This is a genomic window from Liquorilactobacillus aquaticus DSM 21051 (genome assembly GCF_001436755.1).
In the GTDB taxonomy this organism is placed as follows: domain Bacteria; phylum Bacillota; class Bacilli; order Lactobacillales; family Lactobacillaceae; genus Liquorilactobacillus; species Liquorilactobacillus aquaticus.
Genome location: NZ_AYZD01000015.1, coordinates 394,153 through 413,856, shown reverse-complemented (window position 1 = coordinate 413,856; position 19,704 = coordinate 394,153). Strand labels below are relative to the sequence as shown.

The following is a 19,704-nucleotide window of genomic DNA, read 5'->3' as shown; positions in this document are numbered from 1 at the left end:
ATAATGATTTCGAGATATTCACGACCAGAAATGGCAAAAAAATGGACTGATGAAAAAAAATATGAATGTTGGCTTGAAGTAGAAATCGCCGCCGATGAAGCGTGGTCTAAACTTGGGCATATACCCGAAGAAGATGTGGCTAAAATTCGGAAAAACGCACGTTTTAGCGTTGATCGTATCTTGGAAATTGAGCAAACAACACACCATGATGTTATTGCATTTACGCGCTGTGTTTCTGAATCTCTGGGTGATGAAAAAAAATGGGTTCACTATGGTTTAACTAGTACAGATGTTGTTGATACAGCTTATGGTTATCAATTAAAGCAGGTTAATGAGTTGCTTCGTCAGGATTTAGCTCAATTTAAAGAAATAGTCGCTAAAAAGGCTAAAGAATATAAATATACTGTTATGATGGGACGAACACATGGTGTTCATGCCGAACCAACCACGTTCGGACTAAAAATCGCACGTTGGTATTCTGAAATAAAGCGAGATATTGAACGTTTTGAACATGCTGCCGAGGGAATAGAAGCTGGAAAAATCAGTGGAGCTGTGGGGACCTTTGCAAATATTGATCCATACGTCGAAAAATATGTTTGTCAAAAGCTAGGGATTCGAGCACAAGAAATCTCAAGTCAGGTACTTCCGCGTGATTTGCATGCTGAATACATATCTGCGTTAGCATTAATTGCAACAAGTCTTGAAAAATTTGCAACTGAAATCCGTGGGTTACAAAAGTCTGAAACGCGTGAAGTTGAAGAGCATTTTGCAAAGGGCCAAAAGGGGTCCTCGGCTATGCCGCACAAGCGAAATCCGATTGGCTCTGAGAACATTTGCGGATTAGCCAGAGTGGTGAGGGGACATATGGTCACTGCTTTTGAAGATATTACTTTATGGCATGAACGGGATATTTCTCATTCATCTGCTGAACGGATTATTTTACCCGATACAACTATCTTGATCGATTATATGCTTCATCGTTTTGGAAGCATTTTAGATAGTTTGACGGTATTTCCAGATAATATGAAGCGTAACATGAAGCGAACGTTTGGATTGATTTATAGCGGACGAGTTTTACTTAAATTGATTGATACTGGCATGAGCAGAGAAGAAGCCTATGATTTGATCCAGCCAAAAACCGCTGAATCTTGGGATAAGCAAGTCCAGTTCAGGCCATTACTTGAAAGCGATCCAAAGATTATGGCAAGCTTAACTCCGGAGGATCTCGACGATGCTTTCGATTATCATTGGCATCTACGACACGTCGATGATATTTTTAAACGCATTGGCTTAGATGACTAAAATATATCAAATAAAAGAGCTAGAGCAAAATGAGAGTTTTGCTCTAGCTCTATTTTTATTGTTCGCTTTTAAAGAAATTAATTTTTAATTTGGACTATTGTACTAACTTATTTAAATTTAATGAAAACATTTTTTTTGAATTATTATCTAAAGTTCGGCAATCCGCTATTGACTATTAACTAAAAAATTGTTAACCTTTAACACAAATAGCGATTGTTTAAACTGCTTTTTTAACTTATAATTCGCGTTTTAATATAGAGGAGACGATTTTTTATTATGGATAAGCTTGTTTATTCTGGAAAAGCCAAACAAATGTGGACAACTGATGACGATGACATACTTCGTGTTATTTATATGGACCAAGCGACAGCATTGAACGGCAAAAAGAAAGATCAGATTGCTGGCAAGGGAAAACTTAATAACCAGATCTCAACTTTAATTTTCGAATATCTAACAAAAAAAGGTATAAAAACACATTTTATTCGAAAAATTTCTGATACTGAAGAACTGGTAAGAAAGGTTAATATCGTGCCGCTCGAAATGGTTACGCGTAATATCGCAGCCGGTCATTTTTCAACACGTTTTGGAATAAAAGAAGGACTAGCTTTCGAGACCTCTGTAGAAGAAATGTATTTTAAAAGTGACGAGTTGGATGATCCGTTTATAAATGAGTCACAAGCAAAGGCTTTAAACGTTGCAACTCATAATGATTTGTCGACGATGTGGGCAATCTCACGTGAAGTAAATAAGTTATTAACAGAGCTTTTTAAAACAGTAGGGCTTCAATTAGTAGATTTCAAACTTGAATTTGGAAAAACAAAAGATGGCGAGATAATTTTAGCGGATGAATTTTCACCTGACAATTGCCGCTTATGGGACTTAAAAAACAAGCAGCATATGGATAAAGATGTTTATCGACGTAATTTAGGAGATTTAACTTCTGTTTACAAAGAAGTTCTTGAACGTTTGCAAAAGCAATTAGGAGGATCAGTAAATGATTAATGTCCGTATATTTGTGACTTACAAGGAATCAGTCTTTGACCCACAAGGGGAAACGATTACTGAAGCAATTCATAGTTTAGGTCATAGTGATGTAAAACAAGTCCACGTCGGCAAGTTTTTCGATGTTCAAGTTGATAGTAGCAAGGAAAATGTGGAAAAAACAATTTCTGAAATTTCTGAGCAATTGTTGGTGAATTTTAATTTGGAAACTTATCATTATGAGATTATGGAGGAAGCCTGATGAAGATCGCTGTTGTTGTGTTTCCTGGTTCAAACTGTGACGTTGACCTTTATGAGGCATTGCATACGGTTTGTCGTGCAGATGTTGAATATGTATCTCACAAACAGAAAAGTTTAGCGGGATTTGATGCGGTGATGCTTCCTGGTGGATTTTCATACGGAGATTATTTGAGAAGTGGAGCAATCGCACGTTTCAGTAATATTATGCCTGCAATCATTGAGTTCGCAAATGAAGGAAAACTTGTTTTTGGAACTTGCAATGGCTTCCAGATATTAACTGAAGCAGGGTTGCTTCCTGGGGCACTGAAACAAAATAACAGTCTAAAGTTTATTTGTAAAACAGTTGAACTGGAAGTTGTCAACAATCAAACACCATTTACTTCATTGTATGAAGCAAATGAACATATTAAACTACCGATTGCACACGCAGATGGAAGTTATTATGCAGAAAAAGATGTTTTAGAAAAACTTGAAGAAAATGGGCAGATTGTTTTTCGTTATGCAGGTGAAAATCCGAACGGAAGTTTAAACAATATAGCAGGGATTACTAACGAGAAGGGCAATGTTTTAGGGATGATGCCTCATCCGGAAAGGGCAGTTGAAGCTCTACTTGGTAATGAGGATGGTTTACGTCTTTTCAGATCATTACTCGCTAATGGCAAGAAAACAGAGGAGGCTGCACGTTGATTGCAACTGAGATGAGTCCGCAAGAAATAAAGAGCAAGAAACCATACTTGGAATGGGGTTTAAGTGAGAAAGAATATAATTATATTTGTGAAAAATTACTTAAACGATTACCTAATTATACAGAAACAGGACTTTTTGCGGTTATGTGGAGTGAACATTGTTCATATAAAAAATCTAAACCTGTGTTACGTGAATTTCCAAGCAAAAACGAACGTGTTTTGCAAGGGCCAGGTGAAGGAGCGGGAATCGTTGATATCGGAGATGGACAAGCAGTTGTTTTTAAGGCAGAAAGCCACAACCATCCTTCAGCCGTAGAACCTTATGAGGGTGCAGCCACAGGTGTTGGCGGAATTATCCGTGATATTTTCAGTATGGGAGCTCGCCCAATCGCTGCACTTGACTCTCTGCATTTTGGCGAAATTAATCAAGCACGTACAAAATATCTAATTAACGAAGTTGTTGCTGGCATTGGTGGGTATGGTAACTGTATGGGAATACCAACTGTTGGCGGTGAAATGACTTTTGATGAATGTTATACTGGGAATCCCTTAGTTAACGCTATGTGTGTCGGTTTGATGGAACAAAAAGACATGCAAGTCGGCCGTGCCAAAGGAATTGGAAATGCTGTTATGTATGTTGGAGCTAAGACTGGACGAGATGGAATTCATGGGGCAACATTCGCGTCTGCTGACTTCAGTGATGAAAAGGAAACACAACGCTCTGCAGTTCAGGTTGGCGATCCGTTCATGGAAAAATTATTGATGGAAGCTTGTCTTGAATTAACGAACAAGCACGCTGACTGGCTTGTTGGAATTCAGGATATGGGTGCGGCTGGGTTAGCTTCATCCAGTTGTGAAATGGCTTCTAAGGCAGAAAGTGGTCTTGAATTAACCCTGGATAATGTTCCCCAGCGTGAGCCGAAAATGTCTGCTTATGAAATCATGCTAAGTGAATCGCAAGAGAGAATGTTACTTTGTATTCGGGCTGGATTTGAAGAAGATGTTGAGAAGCTTTTTGAGAACTATGGGCTTGAGGCTGTTGTGATCGGCAGAGTGGTCGAAGGTCATCAGTATCTTCTTAAACATAAAGACAGAGTTGTAGCAGATATACCTGTTAGCAGTTTGACTGATGACGTTCTTGAAGAAGAAAGCCAAGAAAAAGTACCTTTACGTATTCTTCAAACGCGAGAAAATCAAAATTGGATACCTCAAATTAACGATGTAGGGGAAACTTTGAGAAAAATGTTGCAGCAGCCTACTATTGCTTCTAAAAAAATGTTCACTCAGACGTATGATTCGCAAGTAAGGACGAATACCGTAGTTGGGCCTGGAAGCGATGCAGCTGTCCTTCGTATTCGTGGGACAAAGAAAGCTTTAGCTATGACGACTGATGGGAACGGGAGGTTTGTCTATCTTGATCCGAAAATTGGTGGAAAGATGGCAGTTTTAGAGGCAGCTGCTAATTTAATTGCCAGTGGAGCATTGCCTTTAGCTCTGACAGATTGTTTGAACTATGGAGACCCCAATGATCCAGAGATTTATTGGGAGTTGCATCAGTCTGTTCTGGGGATGGCAGCAGCTTGTCGTGCCTTGAATACGCCGGTTATTTCAGGGAACGTTTCGTTATATAATGAAAACAACGGAGAGGCCATTTATCCAACTCCAATGGTTGGGATGGTAGGCTTGGTTAAAGAGCTTAAATATGCTGTACCGTCTTTTGTTCAGCAACAAGGTGATCTTGTCTTTATAGTCGGTAATACCGAAGAAGATTTTGCGGGGTCAGAACTACAAAAAATGATCACTGGAGAAATTAAGGGCAATTTGAACGATGTTGATGTTGCACAAATGTCTTCTAGAATGATGAAACTTTTAAGTGCGATGAAAAAAGGCTTGGTTAAAAGCGCACATGATTTAAGTGAAGGTGGACTTGCCATTGCATTAGCTGAAACAACGTTTGGAACAAAGTGTGGTCTTGACATCAAAACGCATTTGAATGGTGAGGAACTTTTCAGTGAAACACCAGGAAGATTTGTTGTTACGGTTGCACCAGAAAGTCAAAAATTATTTTTAGATGAAATACAAGATGAAGAAGTAACGTATGTCGGTACAGTTACGAATAATAAAAAGTTGACTGTTGCGTATGAAAATGGACAATTTGATCTAGACTTGAAAAAAGCTGAAGGATTGTGGGAGGAAGCAATACCATGTCTTATGAAATCAAAGGACTGAATGAAGAATGCGGTGTTTTTGGAGTTTGGGGAACATCAGAAGCAAGCCATCTAACGTACTTCGGACTTCACAGTCTTCAACATCGTGGTCAAGAAGGAGCCGGAATTGTTACTAGTGACGGGAAAAAATTGCAGCAGTTCAGAGGACGAGGATTGCTAGCAGAAGTTTTTTCTAATAAAGATGATTTAGAAAACTTAAGAGGTGATGCAGCTATAGGGCACGTTCGTTATGGTACAAGCGGAAACAACACGCTTGCAAATGTTCAACCATTTCTGTTTCATTTTCATGATGGGGATGTTGCCTTGGCTCATAATGGAAACTTGACAAATGCTGCTTCATTAAAACGAAAGTTAGAAGACGAGGGAGCTATTTTTCAATCAACGTCTGACACAGAAATTCTAATCCATCTTATTAGACAAAAAAAAGATATGGATTTTGTAGAAGCCTTAAAAAAGAGCTTGAATCAGATACATGGTGGTTTTGCTTTTGTTATTCTGCGTAAAGATAGTTTGATTGCTGCACTTGATCCAAATGGATTTCGTCCTCTTTCAATTGGACGTTTAGCTGGCGGTGAATATGTTGTCGCGAGTGAAACCTGTGCCTTTGATATGATCGGTGCACAATTTGTTAGAGATGTTCAACCAGGTGAACTGATTACCATCGATAAAAATGGGATGCATATTGATCATTACACTCAAGAAACGCAGCTTTCAATTTGTTCCATGGAGTACATTTATTTTGCGAGACCTGATTCGATTATCCACGGTGTAACTGTTCATAACGCACGCAAGAAGATGGGAAGATTATTGGCAAGACAATCTCCAGTTGAAGCTGACATGGTAATCGGAGTTCCTAATTCGTCATTGTCAGCGGCCAGTGGTTTTGCGGAAGAAAGCGGATTGCCGTATGAAATGGGGTTGATTAAGAGTCAGTATATTGCACGGACTTTTATACAACCAACCCAAGAACTTCGTGAACGCGGTGTAAAAATGAAGTTGTCGGCTGTTAGAGGTGTCGTTGAAGGAAAACGTGTCGCAATTGTCGATGATTCGATAGTTCGTGGAACTACCAGCAAACAATTGGTTCATTTGCTTAAAGAAGCCGGAGCTAAGGAAGTCCATATGCGTATTGCCTCCCCGCCGTTGCGTTTTCCATGTTTCTATGGTATCGATATTTCTACACGTTCAGAATTAATGGCAGCAAATTATACAGTTGACAAAATGCGTAAGATTATGGATGCAGACTCGCTTTCGTTTTTAAATATTCACAATCTGATTAAAGCTATTAATCTTCCAGACGCTAAGGGCGCTCCAAATGGAGGACTATGTGTAGCTTATTTCGATGGTAAATACCCGACACCATTATATGATTACGAAGCCGGTTATTTGAAGTCGTTGAAACAGCAGCGAACACGGGAGGTTATTGGTAAATGAGTCGTTATCAAGATGCAGGTGTGGATGTTAATGCAGGTTATGAGCTTGTTCGTAAGATTAAAAAAGATGTTGCTCAAACTGCAAGAACAGGCGTCATGGGGAAATTGGGCAGTTTTGGTGGGTTGTTTGATTTGAGTGCAGTAAATGTAAAACAGCCAGTTCTAGTTTCAGGTACAGATGGTGTAGGAACGAAATTAATGATAGCTCAAAAAATGAAAAAACATGATTCAATTGGAATTGATTGTGTAGCGATGTGTGTGAACGACATTTTAGCACAAGGAGCGCAACCGTTGTTTTTCCTAGATTATATTGCAACCGGTCATAATGATCCCACCAAAATCTCGGAGATAGTGCATGGTGTAACTGAAGGCTGCCAGCAATCCGAAGCATCACTTATTGGAGGCGAAACAGCTGAAATGCCTGATATGTACAAACCTGATGAGTATGATTTAGCTGGGTTTGCAGTAGGTGTGGCCGAAAAAGAAGCATTGCTGACGCCGGTCCTGCCTCAAACAGAGGATGTATTAATTGGTTTGCCTTCCAGTGGTCTGCATTCAAATGGTTTTTCATTAGTAAGGAAAATTTGCTTCAAGGATAATGATCTTGCGCTTACTGATAGACCAGAACAATTTCAAGGGGAAACACTTGGAGATGTTTTGTTAAAACCAACTAAAATTTATGTAAAAACAGTTTTGCCATTGATCAAAAAAGGGCTTATTCATGGTGTTAGCCATGTTACAGGCGGCGGTCTAATCGAAAATCTGCCGAGAATGTTTGAAGATAAGTTTCAAGCCGTTGTAAAAAATGGATCATGGCCAGTATTACCTGTTTTTGAATATTTAGCAGATTTGGGGAATTTAAGTCAACAAGATTGTTTTGAGACTTTCAATATGGGGCTAGGAATGGTTTTAGCGATCGAACCAAGTAAAGTGGATGAAGTTAAAAAGATATTGACGGCTGAAAATGAGCCATTTTACCAAATTGGGAAATTAGTTGAACGTTCTGAAAATGAGGGTAAAATAAAGATCAAGTGAGGAATAAATAATGAAGGTTGCAATATTTGCATCAGGTAATGGAACGAATTTTGAAATTTTAGCGCAAAAATTTGAAGATAATGAATTGGCTGGAAAATTAACTCTTTTATTTTGCGACCATCCAGATGCACCTGTTGTCACACGTGCCAAAAACCACCACGTTCCTGTGAGAGCTTTTACTGTCAAGGAATGCGGGGGTAAATTACCATACGAAAAAAAAATAATGGAACTTTTAAAAGAATTTCAAATAGATTTTATTATTTTAGCGGGCTATCTGCGTGTTATTGGCCCAACGATTCTGCAGAATTATGAGGAAAAAATTGTGAATTTACATCCAGCGTATTTGCCAGAATATCCAGGGTTGCATTCGATTGAGCGGGCTTTTTCCGATCATCGGACGCAAACTGGTGTCACAGTTCATTTTGTCGATGATGGACTAGACTCAGGCCCCATTATTGTGCAGCAGCGGGTTCCGATCTTAGCAACAGATAGCGTGGAGACTTTAGAGCGGCGTGTGCATGAATGTGAACATCAACTCTATCCACAAGCTATCAAAGAAATTTTACTTGAAATTAACAAAAAGGAGCAAAATGATCAATGAAAAGAGCATTAGTCAGTGTTTCCGATAAAAAAAATTTAGTCCCTTTTGTCAGCAAATTGGTAGAGCATGGATTTGAGATTATTTCAACTGGCGGAACTAAGCACGCTTTGGAGGAAGCTGGTATTAGTACAATCTCAGTTGAGACGGTGACAGGGTTTCCTGAGATTCTTGATGGACGTGTCAAGACTTTAAATCCTTTTATTCATGGTGGCCTCCTAGGTCGACGTGACCTGCCTGAGCATGTTGAAACTATGAAAAAATTGCATATTAAGCCAATTGATCTGGTATGTGTCAACTTATATCCTTTCAAAGAAACAATTGAGAAAAAAGATGTCGATTTTGAGACGGCAATTGAAAACATCGATATTGGCGGTCCAAGTATGCTGAGAAGTGCTGCGAAGAATTTTCATGATGTGACAGTTGTTGTGGATGCTGACGACTATGCCTTAGTCATCAAGGAACTAGATGAGCGAGGCGAAACAAGTCTCAAAACGCGGTCAAAGTTGTCTGCAAAAGTCTTTAGACATACAGCAGCTTATGATGCATTAATAGCAAACTATCTGTCAGAGCAGGCTGAAATTGAAGCACCAGAAAAATTGACCTTAACATATGAACTAGAGGACACGATGCGTTATGGCGAGAACAGTCATCAAAAAGCTTGGTTTTATAGAGATGCTCTTCCTAAGGAATATTCAATAACTAATGCAAAACAATTGCATGGAAAACAGCTTTCTTATAATAACATCAAAGATGCTGATGCCGCTATCAGAATTGCGCGTGAATTTGCTGAGCCAACGGTGGTTGCATTGAAGCATATGAATCCTTGTGGGATTGGTCGTGCTGAACAGATTGAACAGGCATGGGATCGAGCATATGAGGCAGATTCTATTTCTATTTTTGGAGGTGTTATCGTTTTGAATCGCAAGGTCGATTTGAAAACGGCAGAAAAAATGCATAAACTGTTTTTGGAAATTATCATTGCTCCTGGGTTCGACGACGATGCGTATACAATTTTAGCTAAGAAAAAGAATTTACGACTGCTGACGCTTGACTTTGCTAAAAAGGATGAACCTGCCAAAAAAGAAGTTGTTTCAGTTATGGGCGGTTTACTAGTTCAAGAACAAGATGTTTTGCAGGAAGATCCTAATAATTGGGATGTAGTTACAGAAAATGCACCTACAAGATCGCAGCTGCAAACACTCCTGTTTGCATGGAAGGCTGTTAAACACACTAAAAGTAATGCAATTGTAATTGCAAATCAAGAAAGAACTTTAGGAATTGGTGCAGGTCAGCCTAATCGTATTGATTCAACCAAGATTGCAGTCAAGCATGCGCTTGATGCGATCAATGATGATGCTGTACTAGCAAGTGATGCATTTTTCCCGATGGATGATTGTGTCCAATATGCCGCAGAGCATGGTATTAAGGCAATTGTGCAACCTGGTGGGAGTATCCGTGACAAGGATTCAATTGCGATGGCAGACAAGTATGGGATTGCGATGGTTACGACAGGAGTTCGCCATTTTAGACATTGATCTAGGAGGATGAAAACTAATGAAGAAAGAATTTAAAGTATTAGTTGTAGGCTCCGGTGGACGGGAACATGCAATCTGTAAATCACTACTTCAAAGTCAAGGTGTTGAGAAGGTATATTGTGCTCCTGGCAATGTTGGAATGAAAGCCGATGGAATCGAGGTTGTTGATATTCCTGAATTGGATTTTGACAATTTAAAACATTTTGTTAAAAAAAATTCGATTGCTTGGACTTTTGTTGGGCCTGAAGATGCTCTTGTCGCTGGAATTGTTAATTCATTTAAAGAGGAAAATCTAAAAATATTTGGACCTGATGCAATAGCCGCACAGTTAGAGGGATCTAAAGATACGGCTCTTCAGTTTATGCAGACTTATCATGTGCCGACGGCAAAGTTTGCATCATATAGTACTGTGAAAGATGCATTACTTGGGCTTCAGCAATTTGATTTGCCGGTAGTAATTAAGGCAGATGGTTTAGCAGCAGGTAAAGGTGTAACAATTGCGCAAAATAAGAAACAAGCAGAAATGGTAATCAGAGAACTATTTACAGGTGATCAGAGCAAGGTAGTTTTAGAGGAATTCTTGGATGGTCCAGAGTACTCACTCTTTGTCGTAGTTAATAGTAAGAATTACCGTATACTTCCGGTAGCACAAGATCATAAGCGTGCATATGATCTTGACAAAGGTCCTAATACGGGAGGAATGGGTGCTTACAGTCCGGTCCCTCAATTAGCGAAGAACGATTACCAGTTGATGTTAAGAGATGTTGTTGAGCCTTCAATCAAGGGCTTGCGGGAAGCTAAACTCAATTATTGTGGTATTTTGTATATTGGCCTTATCTTGACATCTAAGGGCCCTAAGGTAATCGAATACAATGTTCGTTTGGGTGATCCAGAGACACAAGTTGTTTTGCCGCGATTGAAGAATGATTTTGCGGAATTAATAAGTGCCTGCGTTAACAATGAAGAACTGCCTAAAATTTCAATTTCAGAAAAAGCATGTTTAGGTGTTGTGGTTGCAGCTGAAGGTTATCCTCAGAATCCAATAAAAGGTCAGAAACTACCTGATTTTTCAACTAGTGAAGGAATTGAAGTTGATTACGCTAATGTTAATGGAGACTTAGCTGCTTTAAAGGGAAATGGTGGAAGACTTTTAACCGTTTTAAGTAAAGGTAAAACAATTGAAGAGGCACAAAGGAATGTTTATGGTTATCTCAAAGAAAAAGCTTTTGAAAATTGTTTCTATCGTAAGGATATTGGTAGGAGAGCAACTAAAAGAGCGTATTAATGGCTAATGGGTATGTTATTTTTAAAAATATTTACAAAACTTTGGATAATCTTCTAAAAAAAGGGCCTACAAAATGTTAAAATGGGTTTTGATTTGCAAATAGGAGTTATCTGAGATGAAAAATAAATTACTTTCTGGTGCTTTTTGGATGTCGTTTGGGAGCATTTTCTCTCGAGTATTAGGTATTGTTTATCTAATCCCTTGGTTGATAATGTTTGGAAAGGACCAAAATCAAGCTCAAGCTGTTTTTAACTCGGCGTATACGCCATACTCTTTATTCTTAGCTTTAGGAACTGCAGGTTTTCCTACTGCGATTGCACGACAAGTTGCTTCTTACAATTCGCAGAATAAATTTCGCAATAGTATTCGTATTTTTAAGTACGGTTTTCTTTTTATGATGATGACTGGTGTTTTTTGTGGAGTGCTATTGTATCTTGCAGCACCATTCATTGCAGCGCACAGTTCGGTTGTCTCTAAAACAGCTGCTACTACGGCTATTTATTATTTAGTTCCAACAATGATTATCCTGCCTCCTATGAGCTTTATTCGAGGATTCTTTCAAGGTAATCAAGATATGAAACCGTTTGGTGTTTCGCAGTTATGGGAGCAGTTTGTACGTGTTCTTTTTATTCTTGGTGCAACTTTTGTTGTACTTGAGGTATTCCACAAAAGCTACATCGCAGCTGTTAATTTTAGCACATTTGCAACCTTTGTGGGAACAATTGCGAGTTATATTTACTTATTGAATTATGCGCGGACTAAGATGCCTGAATATCGCTTGCTTTATCAGGAAAGTATGCCGGTAGAAAAGCAAAATATTTTGATACTGTTTCGAAATATTGTTTCAGAAGCTTTGCCATTTGTGCTTATTGGTTCAGGAATAACAATCACTCAATTTTTTGATCAAGTGACGTTTAAAAACATTGTCACTAATTTGCTTGGGGCAACTGTCCAACAGGCGGAATTAATGTATACGTATTTTGCGGCTAATCCAAATAAAATTACAACTGTGGTCGTTTCGTTGACGATTGCGATCTCTGAAACGACTTTGCCTTTACTGGCACGTTATTATGATCGGAAAGATAGAAAAAAAGTTAGTGAAGTCATCGGTCAGAATATTGATTTAATGTTTTTGATTCTTCTACCGGCAGTAACATTACTGTTGGCCTTGTCATGGGAAGTAAATGGAATATTTTTTCAGTTTGATACCTATGCCGCGAAGTTGTTGGCGATGGCACTAGTTTCAAGTATTAGTCTCGCGCTTTTTACAGATTTTTTCACAATAGTACAAGCTATGGGAAAACATCGTCTGGCTATCCGTTATTTATTTGTTGGATTAATTTTGAAATTAGTTTTGCAAATTCCTTGTGTTTCACTATGGGGGGCTTTTGGTGCAATTATAAGTACGATGATTGCTTTTTTGGCTATCAGTTTATTGGCGTTCAGGAGAATAAATGAAGACAATCTATTGCCTGGACAGTTGAAAAACGTCAAAAAAGTAATTTTTATGAATGTATTGTTGTTTTTGACGGCTTTTTTAGTTCAATATTTAATGGGCTTTGTGTACATTCCGCATACTAAAATAACAGCTTTCCTGTATTCTGTTATTTTTGCACTTTTGTTCGGTGTTGCTTATGTTGTGATGCTTGACAAAACAAAACTTTCACAGAAGATACTGGGTAAAACATTTATTATGAAAAAAAAGCACTGACCAAAAAATTTACTATGATTAAGAACTAAGGCTGGAGAGCATCAATCGCTCCAGTCTTTTGTATATTTATAATTCTCAGATTAAACTATTTTTGAAAAAGTCTTGCATTTGCTTTAGTATGAGTGTACCTTAGTTCTATAATTAAAATTACTCAATAATATTGTTATAAAATGAATTGAATTCACTTAAGGAGAATCTTTAATGTCTACGTTTGCTTACGAAGTATTTAGTGAGGTAGCAAAACAAAAAACTTTTTTTGCTACTGCGACGCAGCTGAACGTTACACCTTCAGCAATAAGCCATTCAATTGCGGGCCTAGAAAAAGAACTCGGTTTTTCGCTTTTTATTCGCAGTCGTACAGGTGTTAGATTGACTCCTGATGGGCAAAAAGTTTTGCCGATTATCCAAGGAATTTTAAATGCAGAAGCAAAGCTTGCTGAAGAGGCTGCGCGAATTAATGGATTGAATGAAGGTCGAATTAGAATTGGTGCATTCAGTAGTGTGTGTATTAATTGGCTGCCAGATATCATTCGCGGTTTTAAAAAAATGTATCCCAACATTGAGTTATCTGTAACGCAAGGAAATTTTAACGAAGTAGCCGAGCAAGTCAGACTGGGAACGTTAGATATTGGATTCAGTGCTCTTCCTATTAAGGAAAAACTTGAAGTGATTCCACTTCATAAGGATCCAATATACTGCATTGCGCCAGAGAAATTCAAACCGCAAGAAGGAAAAATAGTAACACGTAGTGATATCAAAGAGAAAAATTTTATTTTGCAACAAATTGATTATGATCGAGATACGAAAAGAGCATTGGACACGTACAATGTCTCTGTTAACTCAATTCATTATAGTATTGATGATGCTTCTATTATTGCGATGGTCGAAAGTGGACTAGGTTTGGGCATCTTACCAGAGCTGGCTCTGCAGAAATTATCTGGGAATGTTAATCATTATCCCTTCAAAGAGAAGTTTTACCGAACTATCTGCCTAATCTCGCATTCAGAAGCACAACAAACTCCTTCCACGCGTGCATTTGTAAAGGTTATTCAAGAGTATCTGTTTGAACGGTACGGAGATGAAATTAAGCCCTTTGAGAATATATAGTGGATGCAGCGAAAAATAAGCCATTTCTCTTCAATTTGAGATAAAAACGGTTGTTTATAAAGACAAGTATTACATTTTCTTTTCAATCAGAAAAACTGCTGGTATACACTATCGTTATAGAAATAATTGTGCTATCATGAAAAAACGTAATTTCTAGAGCTTATAGTATAATATTTGTTCGGGTAAGATACATTTGATTTAATAAGGAGGCAAAGAGTGAAGGAATTAACTGAAGGAAGTCCAATAAAGCTTATTTTGATGTTTACCATCCCCTTGCTAGTTGGGAATTTGTTTCAGCAGTTATACAGTATTTCAGATACTTTGATTGTTGGTCAGACTCTTGGAGTTAACGAACTTGCAGCGGTCGGAGCGACTGGAAGTATTCAATTTTTGATTATTGGATTTGCACAAGGATTGACAGCTGGATTATCGATAATGACGGCTCAATATTTTGGAGCGCATGATTATCAAAAAGTTAGGGTTAGTTTTGCAGCCAGCATCATTATTTGTTTAGGGGCGACTCTGATTTTAACTTTTTTAAGTTTGTTTTTTATTAGTGACATTTTAAATTTGATGCAGACACCAGCAGCAATAAAACAAGATGCTCAATTGTTTATCTCAATCATTTTTGCAGGTATTTTTTCTTCGATGGCTTTTAATTTGTTAGCTAACATTATTCGCGCCCTAGGAGATAGCAGGACGCCACTTTACTTTTTGATAGTCGCTGCAGTAGTTAACATCATACTTGAGTTGATTTTTATATTGATTTTCGGGATGGGTGTTGAAGGAGCAGGTTTTGCTACTGTGATTGCGCAGATTTTTTCAGTTGTATTATGTGTTATATACATTATGAAGAGAATGCCTTTATTGCAAGTGCGAAAAAGCGACTTCAAAAAGGTGACTAGTCAGGAATTGCGGAAACATTTATACGTTGGATTACCAATGGCCTTCCAAACTTCTATTATTGCGATCGGTTCGATAATGATACAGGCGGCACTTAACAGTTTGGGAACGACAGCAGTAGCGGCAACAACTGCTGCTAGTAAAATAGATCAGGTTGCAATTCAGCCAATGATGTCTTTTGGGATAGCAATGGCAACATTTACTGCTCAAAATTTTGGAGCTCACAAATATGACCGCATATTGAAGGGTGTGAAGCAGAGTCTTTTAGTTTCTGGGGCTTTTAGTATTGTCGCGGGTTTGTTAATTATTCTATTTGGCAGAGATTTAGTTGTACTATTTGTTGGGAAATCAGCAGAAGAAGTTTTAAACCTGTCGCAACTTTATTTCAATGTCAATGGTTCGTTTTATTTAATACTCGCAACCGTGTTTATTTTGCGTTACACGTTGCAAGGACTAGGAGAAAGTGTCATTCCGACACTAGCAGGAATTGCGGAGTTGTTAATGCGTTGTTTGGCTGCCTTACTTTTAGCGACTTCTGTCGGTTATGTTGGAACTTGTTTTGCTAATCCCTTGGCTTGGTTTGCTTCATGTCTTGTATTGATTTTCTCCTATGCAAAGGCCATGAAAATGCTAAAACAAAAACAAGGTGATATCACGATTGAACAGCAGAAGGTAGAAACACAGCGAGTTGAATTACGCCAATAAGTTGTTAATAGTAAAAGCTGTTAAAATTAAGTAAAAAAGTTGCATGCATGTTTTATATTTGATATTATGCTTAAGATGTATGAATGAAGGTGAGTTAATGGAGGCAAACTTCGAAATCGGTGAAAAAGTAAAATGCAAAAAATTTGGTGCATTAAATCACGATTTTGTTGGATCAATTGAAAAAATCTATGAAAATTCTGCAATGGTCTCAATAATTGAACATGATGATTCTGATGAGTTAGCAGTCAGCGATTTTCACAAGAGAGCAATTGTCCGTTTAAAAAGTATGAAGAAAATTTCTTAAGAATGAAGCTGACACATCTGTAGTTTTGTGATATACTACTTTGTGTTGTGCGGGTGTAGTTTAGTGGTAAAATCCCAGCTTCCCAAGCTGATGTCGCGAGTTCGATTCTCGTCACCCGCTTTGTAAAAGGTTGCGTCCTGCGAAGGGCGTTTTTTTATTTCAGGACTAGGAATTGCATTTTTTTTTTGATACAATTAGGCAGAGCTTAAGAAGAAAGAGTAGTAGGCTATCTAAGTTGAAAGCGAGCCTGGGATGATGAAAGCCGGGTAATTGAAATAGCTGAATCGCACTTTCTGGAATGTCCAATTAAATAGTTGAGTGGATTACTGATCAATTAGAGTGGTACCGCGGGAAACTTTCTCGTCTCTTACATTTATTTAGTGTAGGAGTTTTTTTATTGTCAAAACAAGGAGGAAATTATGAATTATAAAGAGATCGTTGTTGATGCATTATACGCTGCATTGGAAGGACAGTTGGAAAGAAGTATAATTGAGGATGCAATAGAAAACCCTAAAAGTTTAGCTTTAGGCGACTTTGCTTTTCCAGCTTTTCCGTTAGCGCGCATATTTAAAAGGGCTCCTCAGATTATTGCAAGCGAAATTGCAAGTAAAGTTGATCAAGGAAATTTTGATAAAGTGCAAGCTGTTGGCCCATATGTTAATTTTTTCCTAGACAAAAAGGCATTCAGTAACGATGTTTTGCATCAAATTCTTGCTGAAGGTTCAAGTTATGGAGACCAAGATTTAGGAAATAATGGCAATGTTACAATTGATATGTCTTCGCCCAACATTGCTAAACCAATTTCAATGGGGCACTTGCGTTCGACAGTAATCGGAAATTCAATCGCAAAAATTTTGGAAAAAACTAACTATCATCCTATTAAGATAAATCATCTCGGTGATTGGGGAACTCAATTTGGTAAATTGATTGAAGCATATAAACTCTGGGGAACTGAGGAAGAAGTTAAGGCAGACCCCATCAACAAATTGCTTGAGTACTATGTACGTTTTCATAAAGAGGATGTTGAGCATCCGGAGCTCGACGATGAAGCACGTGCATGGTTCAAAAAACTTGAAGATGGTGATCCAGAGGCAGTCCGCTTATGGAAGTGGTTCCGTTCCGAATCATTGAAATCTTTTATGAAAATTTATAATAAATTAGGTGTTGAATTTGATTCATTTAATGGTGAAGCCTTCTACAATGATAAAATGGATGAGGTTGTCTCACTTCTTGAACAAAAAAAATTACTTCAAGAAAGTAGAGGAGCGCAAATTGTTGATTTAAGCAAATATGATTTAAATCCGGCCTTGATTAAGAAAACTGATGGAGCTACTTTGTATATTACACGTGATTTAGCGGCTGCTATTTATAGAAAACGGACCTATAATTTTGTTCAATCACTTTATGTAGTTGGCAACGAGCAGACCAATCATTTTAAACAGCTCAAAGCAGTTTTAAAGGAATTAGGCGAAGAATGGTCGGATGACATTCACCACATCCCATTTGGCTTGATAACACAGGGAGGCAAAAAGCTCTCAACACGTGCAGGCCGCGTGATTCTTTTGGATGAGGTTTTGGATGATGCGATGACACTTGCTAAGAAACAAATTGAAGAGAAGAATCCAGATTTGAAAAATAAAGAGAAGGTTGCTAAGCAAGTTGGTGTAGGGGCTGTTATCTTCCATGATTTGAAGAATGAACGTATGAATAATTTTGATTTTGACTTGGATGAGGTGGTCCGCTTCGAGGGTGAGACTGGGCCATATGTACAGTACACGCATGCGCGAGCAATGAGTATTCTACGCAAGTCAGAAGACAAAGCCTTAAGTGGAGGTAAAGAAGAAAATTATCAGTTGGATGATGAAGAATCTTGGGAAGTTTTACGCCTATTAGAATCATTTTCAATGATTGTCAAACGTGCTGTCAAAGAATATGAACCTTCTGTGGTTGCAAAATACTCTTTGCACCTAGCTAAGTCTTTTAATAAATACTATGCGCATACTAAAATTTTGAAAAATGATGAACAGTTGACGGCTAGATTAGCACTTGCCAAGAGTGTGGCTTCAGTGTTGAAAGAATCTCTACGTCTTCTGGGCGTTCAAGCACCTGAAGAGATGTAATTATTATTAAGTACTGAATTGCTTATTTAAACAAACTATAAAATAATATATTTCAAATATACGAATTGGGATCCTTTGACGAGATGTTGGTTTAGTCATGGGGTCTTTTTGTTTAAAAAAATTAGAGAAAAAATAATCTAAATCATTTAAGAAAACGCTTTCTAAAAATTTCACTGTGTTGTAAAATATCTATATAATATAATTTAGTTTTATTCATTTAAAAAACTACTAAGTTTAATGGAGAATACACAGATGGAAAAAGCACAGCAAGTTTTAGTAAGAGAAAAGTTAAAGCAGCTGAGAATGAAGTCATTGTTAGATCGGCAATCAATTGATGATGTTTCATCTATTAGCACATTCAAGGAATTCAGCCATAAAAGTAATATGGGGTATAGAGCAGGCGATTCTTCTAAGGTTTATCTGATAGTAAGTGGAATTGTCAGTGTGAAGGTAAGTAACGAAAAAGGTAGAAATGTTCGCTGTTTTTTACTAGGGAGAGATGATTTTTTTCCAGTACTCATGTTTTCAGCTAACGATACGAGTAATGTCTTATTTGAAATAAGTACTTGTTCGAAGGTCGAAGTATTAGTAATACCTGCGGAAGAAATAAAAAGGCTAGCTAAAAGAAATAAGACAATTCATAAATTATATATGCAAATGAGAGACGAGCTTATTGCAGAGCGTACGAACCATGCTATTGATGTGTCTGCGCCGCAAATGAAAGAGCGAGTCATCGAGGAACTGCTTTTTATTGGGAAAAAATTTGGTGAGACATGTCCTGAAGGAGTAAGAATAAAAAATCACTGGATAACAAGAGAAATACTTGGATATGTGGTGGGAACAACACCTAAAACTGTCAGTGCAACTTTTTCGAGGTTAGAGAAGGATTCATTGGTAACTTTGTCACGACATGTATGGATTTTAAAACCCATTTTTTTTGAAAAGTATAAGTACTTAGGGTAATGGCTCGTTTAAACTGAAGAGGTTTGATATAATAGCTCTAAAACAGTGTTGGAGAAAGGTGCATTATGAAAAAAGAGGAAAGACAAGCAAAAATAGAGCAGATAATCAATCAGAATGAAATTGCAACGCAGGATGAACTAATGAAGGCCTTGTCAAACATTGGAATTAAATCGACTCAGGCGACTATTTCACGCGATATTCGCGAAATGAGAATAGTTAAGGAACAAGGTGCAAGTGGGCAACTTCACTATGCAATTTTTAAGGGGAATCGTCAATCTGAAGAGGAGAAACTTTTTGAAAACATCCATGAAATGGTAACGGATATTACACAAGTGGAGTTTATAAATATAATTCATACATTGCCGCGAAATGCTAATGTGTTGACAGCAATCATTGATGATCTGAAACTCAAAGAGGTTGTAGGAACGATGGCAGGATACGACACAATTTTGATTATCAGTAAATCACGTGAGGATGCTGAAGCTGTTGAAAGACTGTTTATGAAATATATTGATAAAAATAATTTGGACGATTAATCTTTTAA

At 37.7% G+C, this 19,704-nt stretch carries 17 protein-coding genes and 1 tRNA gene; all 18 read left to right on the top strand.

The features are described from left to right. Positions 1-3 precede the first annotated feature (3 nt). The 18 genes from purB (at position 4) to argR (ending at position 19,696) form a co-directional block, all read left to right on the top strand. On the top strand, positions 4-1,302 hold the full coding sequence (purB, locus tag FC19_RS05390; RefSeq protein WP_057875989.1) for an adenylosuccinate lyase: 1,299 nt from the start codon (positions 4-6) through the stop codon (positions 1,300-1,302). 276 nt (positions 1,303-1,578) lie between these two features. Further along, complete coding sequence (gene purC / locus FC19_RS05385; protein ID WP_057875964.1) at positions 1,579-2,304, top strand: phosphoribosylaminoimidazolesuccinocarboxamide synthase; 726 nt, start codon at positions 1,579-1,581, stop codon at positions 2,302-2,304. Beyond that, positions 2,297-2,545 (top strand): phosphoribosylformylglycinamidine synthase subunit PurS, encoded by a 249-nt coding sequence (purS, locus tag FC19_RS05380; protein ID WP_057875963.1) that lies wholly within the window; start codon positions 2,297-2,299, stop codon positions 2,543-2,545. Before purC ends, purS begins: the two co-directional genes overlap by 8 nt. Further along, complete coding sequence (purQ, locus tag FC19_RS05375) at positions 2,545-3,231, top strand: phosphoribosylformylglycinamidine synthase subunit PurQ (RefSeq protein ID WP_057875962.1); 687 nt, start codon at positions 2,545-2,547, stop codon at positions 3,229-3,231. The genes purS and purQ overlap by 1 nt, the downstream gene beginning before the upstream one ends. Before the next feature lie 11 nt (positions 3,232-3,242). After that, the gene (gene purL, locus FC19_RS05370; RefSeq protein WP_057875988.1) at positions 3,243-5,459 is read left to right on the top strand and encodes a phosphoribosylformylglycinamidine synthase subunit PurL; all 2,217 of its coding nucleotides are present in this window, start codon (positions 3,243-3,245) and stop codon (positions 5,457-5,459) included. Further along, complete coding sequence (gene purF / locus FC19_RS05365) at positions 5,435-6,892, top strand: amidophosphoribosyltransferase (protein ID WP_057875961.1); 1,458 nt, start codon at positions 5,435-5,437, stop codon at positions 6,890-6,892. Before purL ends, purF begins: the two co-directional genes overlap by 25 nt. After that, positions 6,889-7,926 (top strand): phosphoribosylformylglycinamidine cyclo-ligase, encoded by a 1,038-nt coding sequence (gene purM, locus FC19_RS05360; protein ID WP_057875960.1) that lies wholly within the window; start codon positions 6,889-6,891, stop codon positions 7,924-7,926. The genes purF and purM overlap by 4 nt, the downstream gene beginning before the upstream one ends. A 10-nt stretch (positions 7,927-7,936) precedes the next feature. Further along, positions 7,937-8,527, top strand: a complete 591-nt coding sequence (gene purN / locus FC19_RS05355; RefSeq protein WP_057875959.1) for a phosphoribosylglycinamide formyltransferase — start codon at positions 7,937-7,939, stop codon at positions 8,525-8,527. Next, complete coding sequence (gene purH, locus FC19_RS05350; protein WP_057875958.1) at positions 8,524-10,062, top strand: bifunctional phosphoribosylaminoimidazolecarboxamide formyltransferase/IMP cyclohydrolase; 1,539 nt, start codon at positions 8,524-8,526, stop codon at positions 10,060-10,062. Before purN ends, purH begins: the two co-directional genes overlap by 4 nt. A 19-nt stretch (positions 10,063-10,081) precedes the next feature. After that, positions 10,082-11,347, top strand: coding sequence for a phosphoribosylamine--glycine ligase (gene purD, locus FC19_RS05345; protein ID WP_057875957.1), 1,266 nt, complete (start codon positions 10,082-10,084; stop codon positions 11,345-11,347). A gap of 115 nt (positions 11,348-11,462) precedes the next feature. Beyond that, complete coding sequence (locus FC19_RS05340) at positions 11,463-13,058, top strand: putative polysaccharide biosynthesis protein (RefSeq protein WP_057875956.1); 1,596 nt, start codon at positions 11,463-11,465, stop codon at positions 13,056-13,058. 201 nt (positions 13,059-13,259) lie between these two features. After that, positions 13,260-14,165: a LysR family transcriptional regulator gene (locus FC19_RS05335; protein ID WP_057875955.1), complete on the top strand. Its 906-nt coding sequence runs from the start codon at positions 13,260-13,262 to the stop codon at positions 14,163-14,165. Between the two features lie 216 nt (positions 14,166-14,381). Then, positions 14,382-15,773: an MATE family efflux transporter gene (locus FC19_RS05330; protein ID WP_057875954.1), complete on the top strand. Its 1,392-nt coding sequence runs from the start codon at positions 14,382-14,384 to the stop codon at positions 15,771-15,773. A 97-nt stretch (positions 15,774-15,870) separates the two neighbouring features. After that, complete coding sequence (locus FC19_RS05325; protein WP_057875953.1) at positions 15,871-16,077, top strand: hypothetical protein; 207 nt, start codon at positions 15,871-15,873, stop codon at positions 16,075-16,077. Positions 16,078-16,126: 49 nt separating this feature from the next. Further along, a tRNA-Gly gene (locus FC19_RS05320) sits at positions 16,127-16,197 on the top strand. 299 nt (positions 16,198-16,496) lie between these two features. Next, complete coding sequence (gene argS / locus FC19_RS05315) at positions 16,497-18,197, top strand: arginine--tRNA ligase (RefSeq protein WP_157061260.1); 1,701 nt, start codon at positions 16,497-16,499, stop codon at positions 18,195-18,197. A gap of 252 nt (positions 18,198-18,449) precedes the next feature. Continuing rightward, positions 18,450-19,160 carry a Crp/Fnr family transcriptional regulator gene (locus FC19_RS05310; RefSeq protein WP_057875951.1) on the top strand — a complete coding sequence of 237 codons (711 nt, stop codon included), beginning with the start codon at positions 18,450-18,452 and terminating at the stop codon, positions 19,158-19,160. A gap of 65 nt (positions 19,161-19,225) precedes the next feature. Continuing rightward, positions 19,226-19,696, top strand: coding sequence for an arginine repressor (gene argR, locus FC19_RS05305; protein WP_057875950.1), 471 nt, complete (start codon positions 19,226-19,228; stop codon positions 19,694-19,696). Positions 19,697-19,704: the final 8 nt, after the last annotated feature.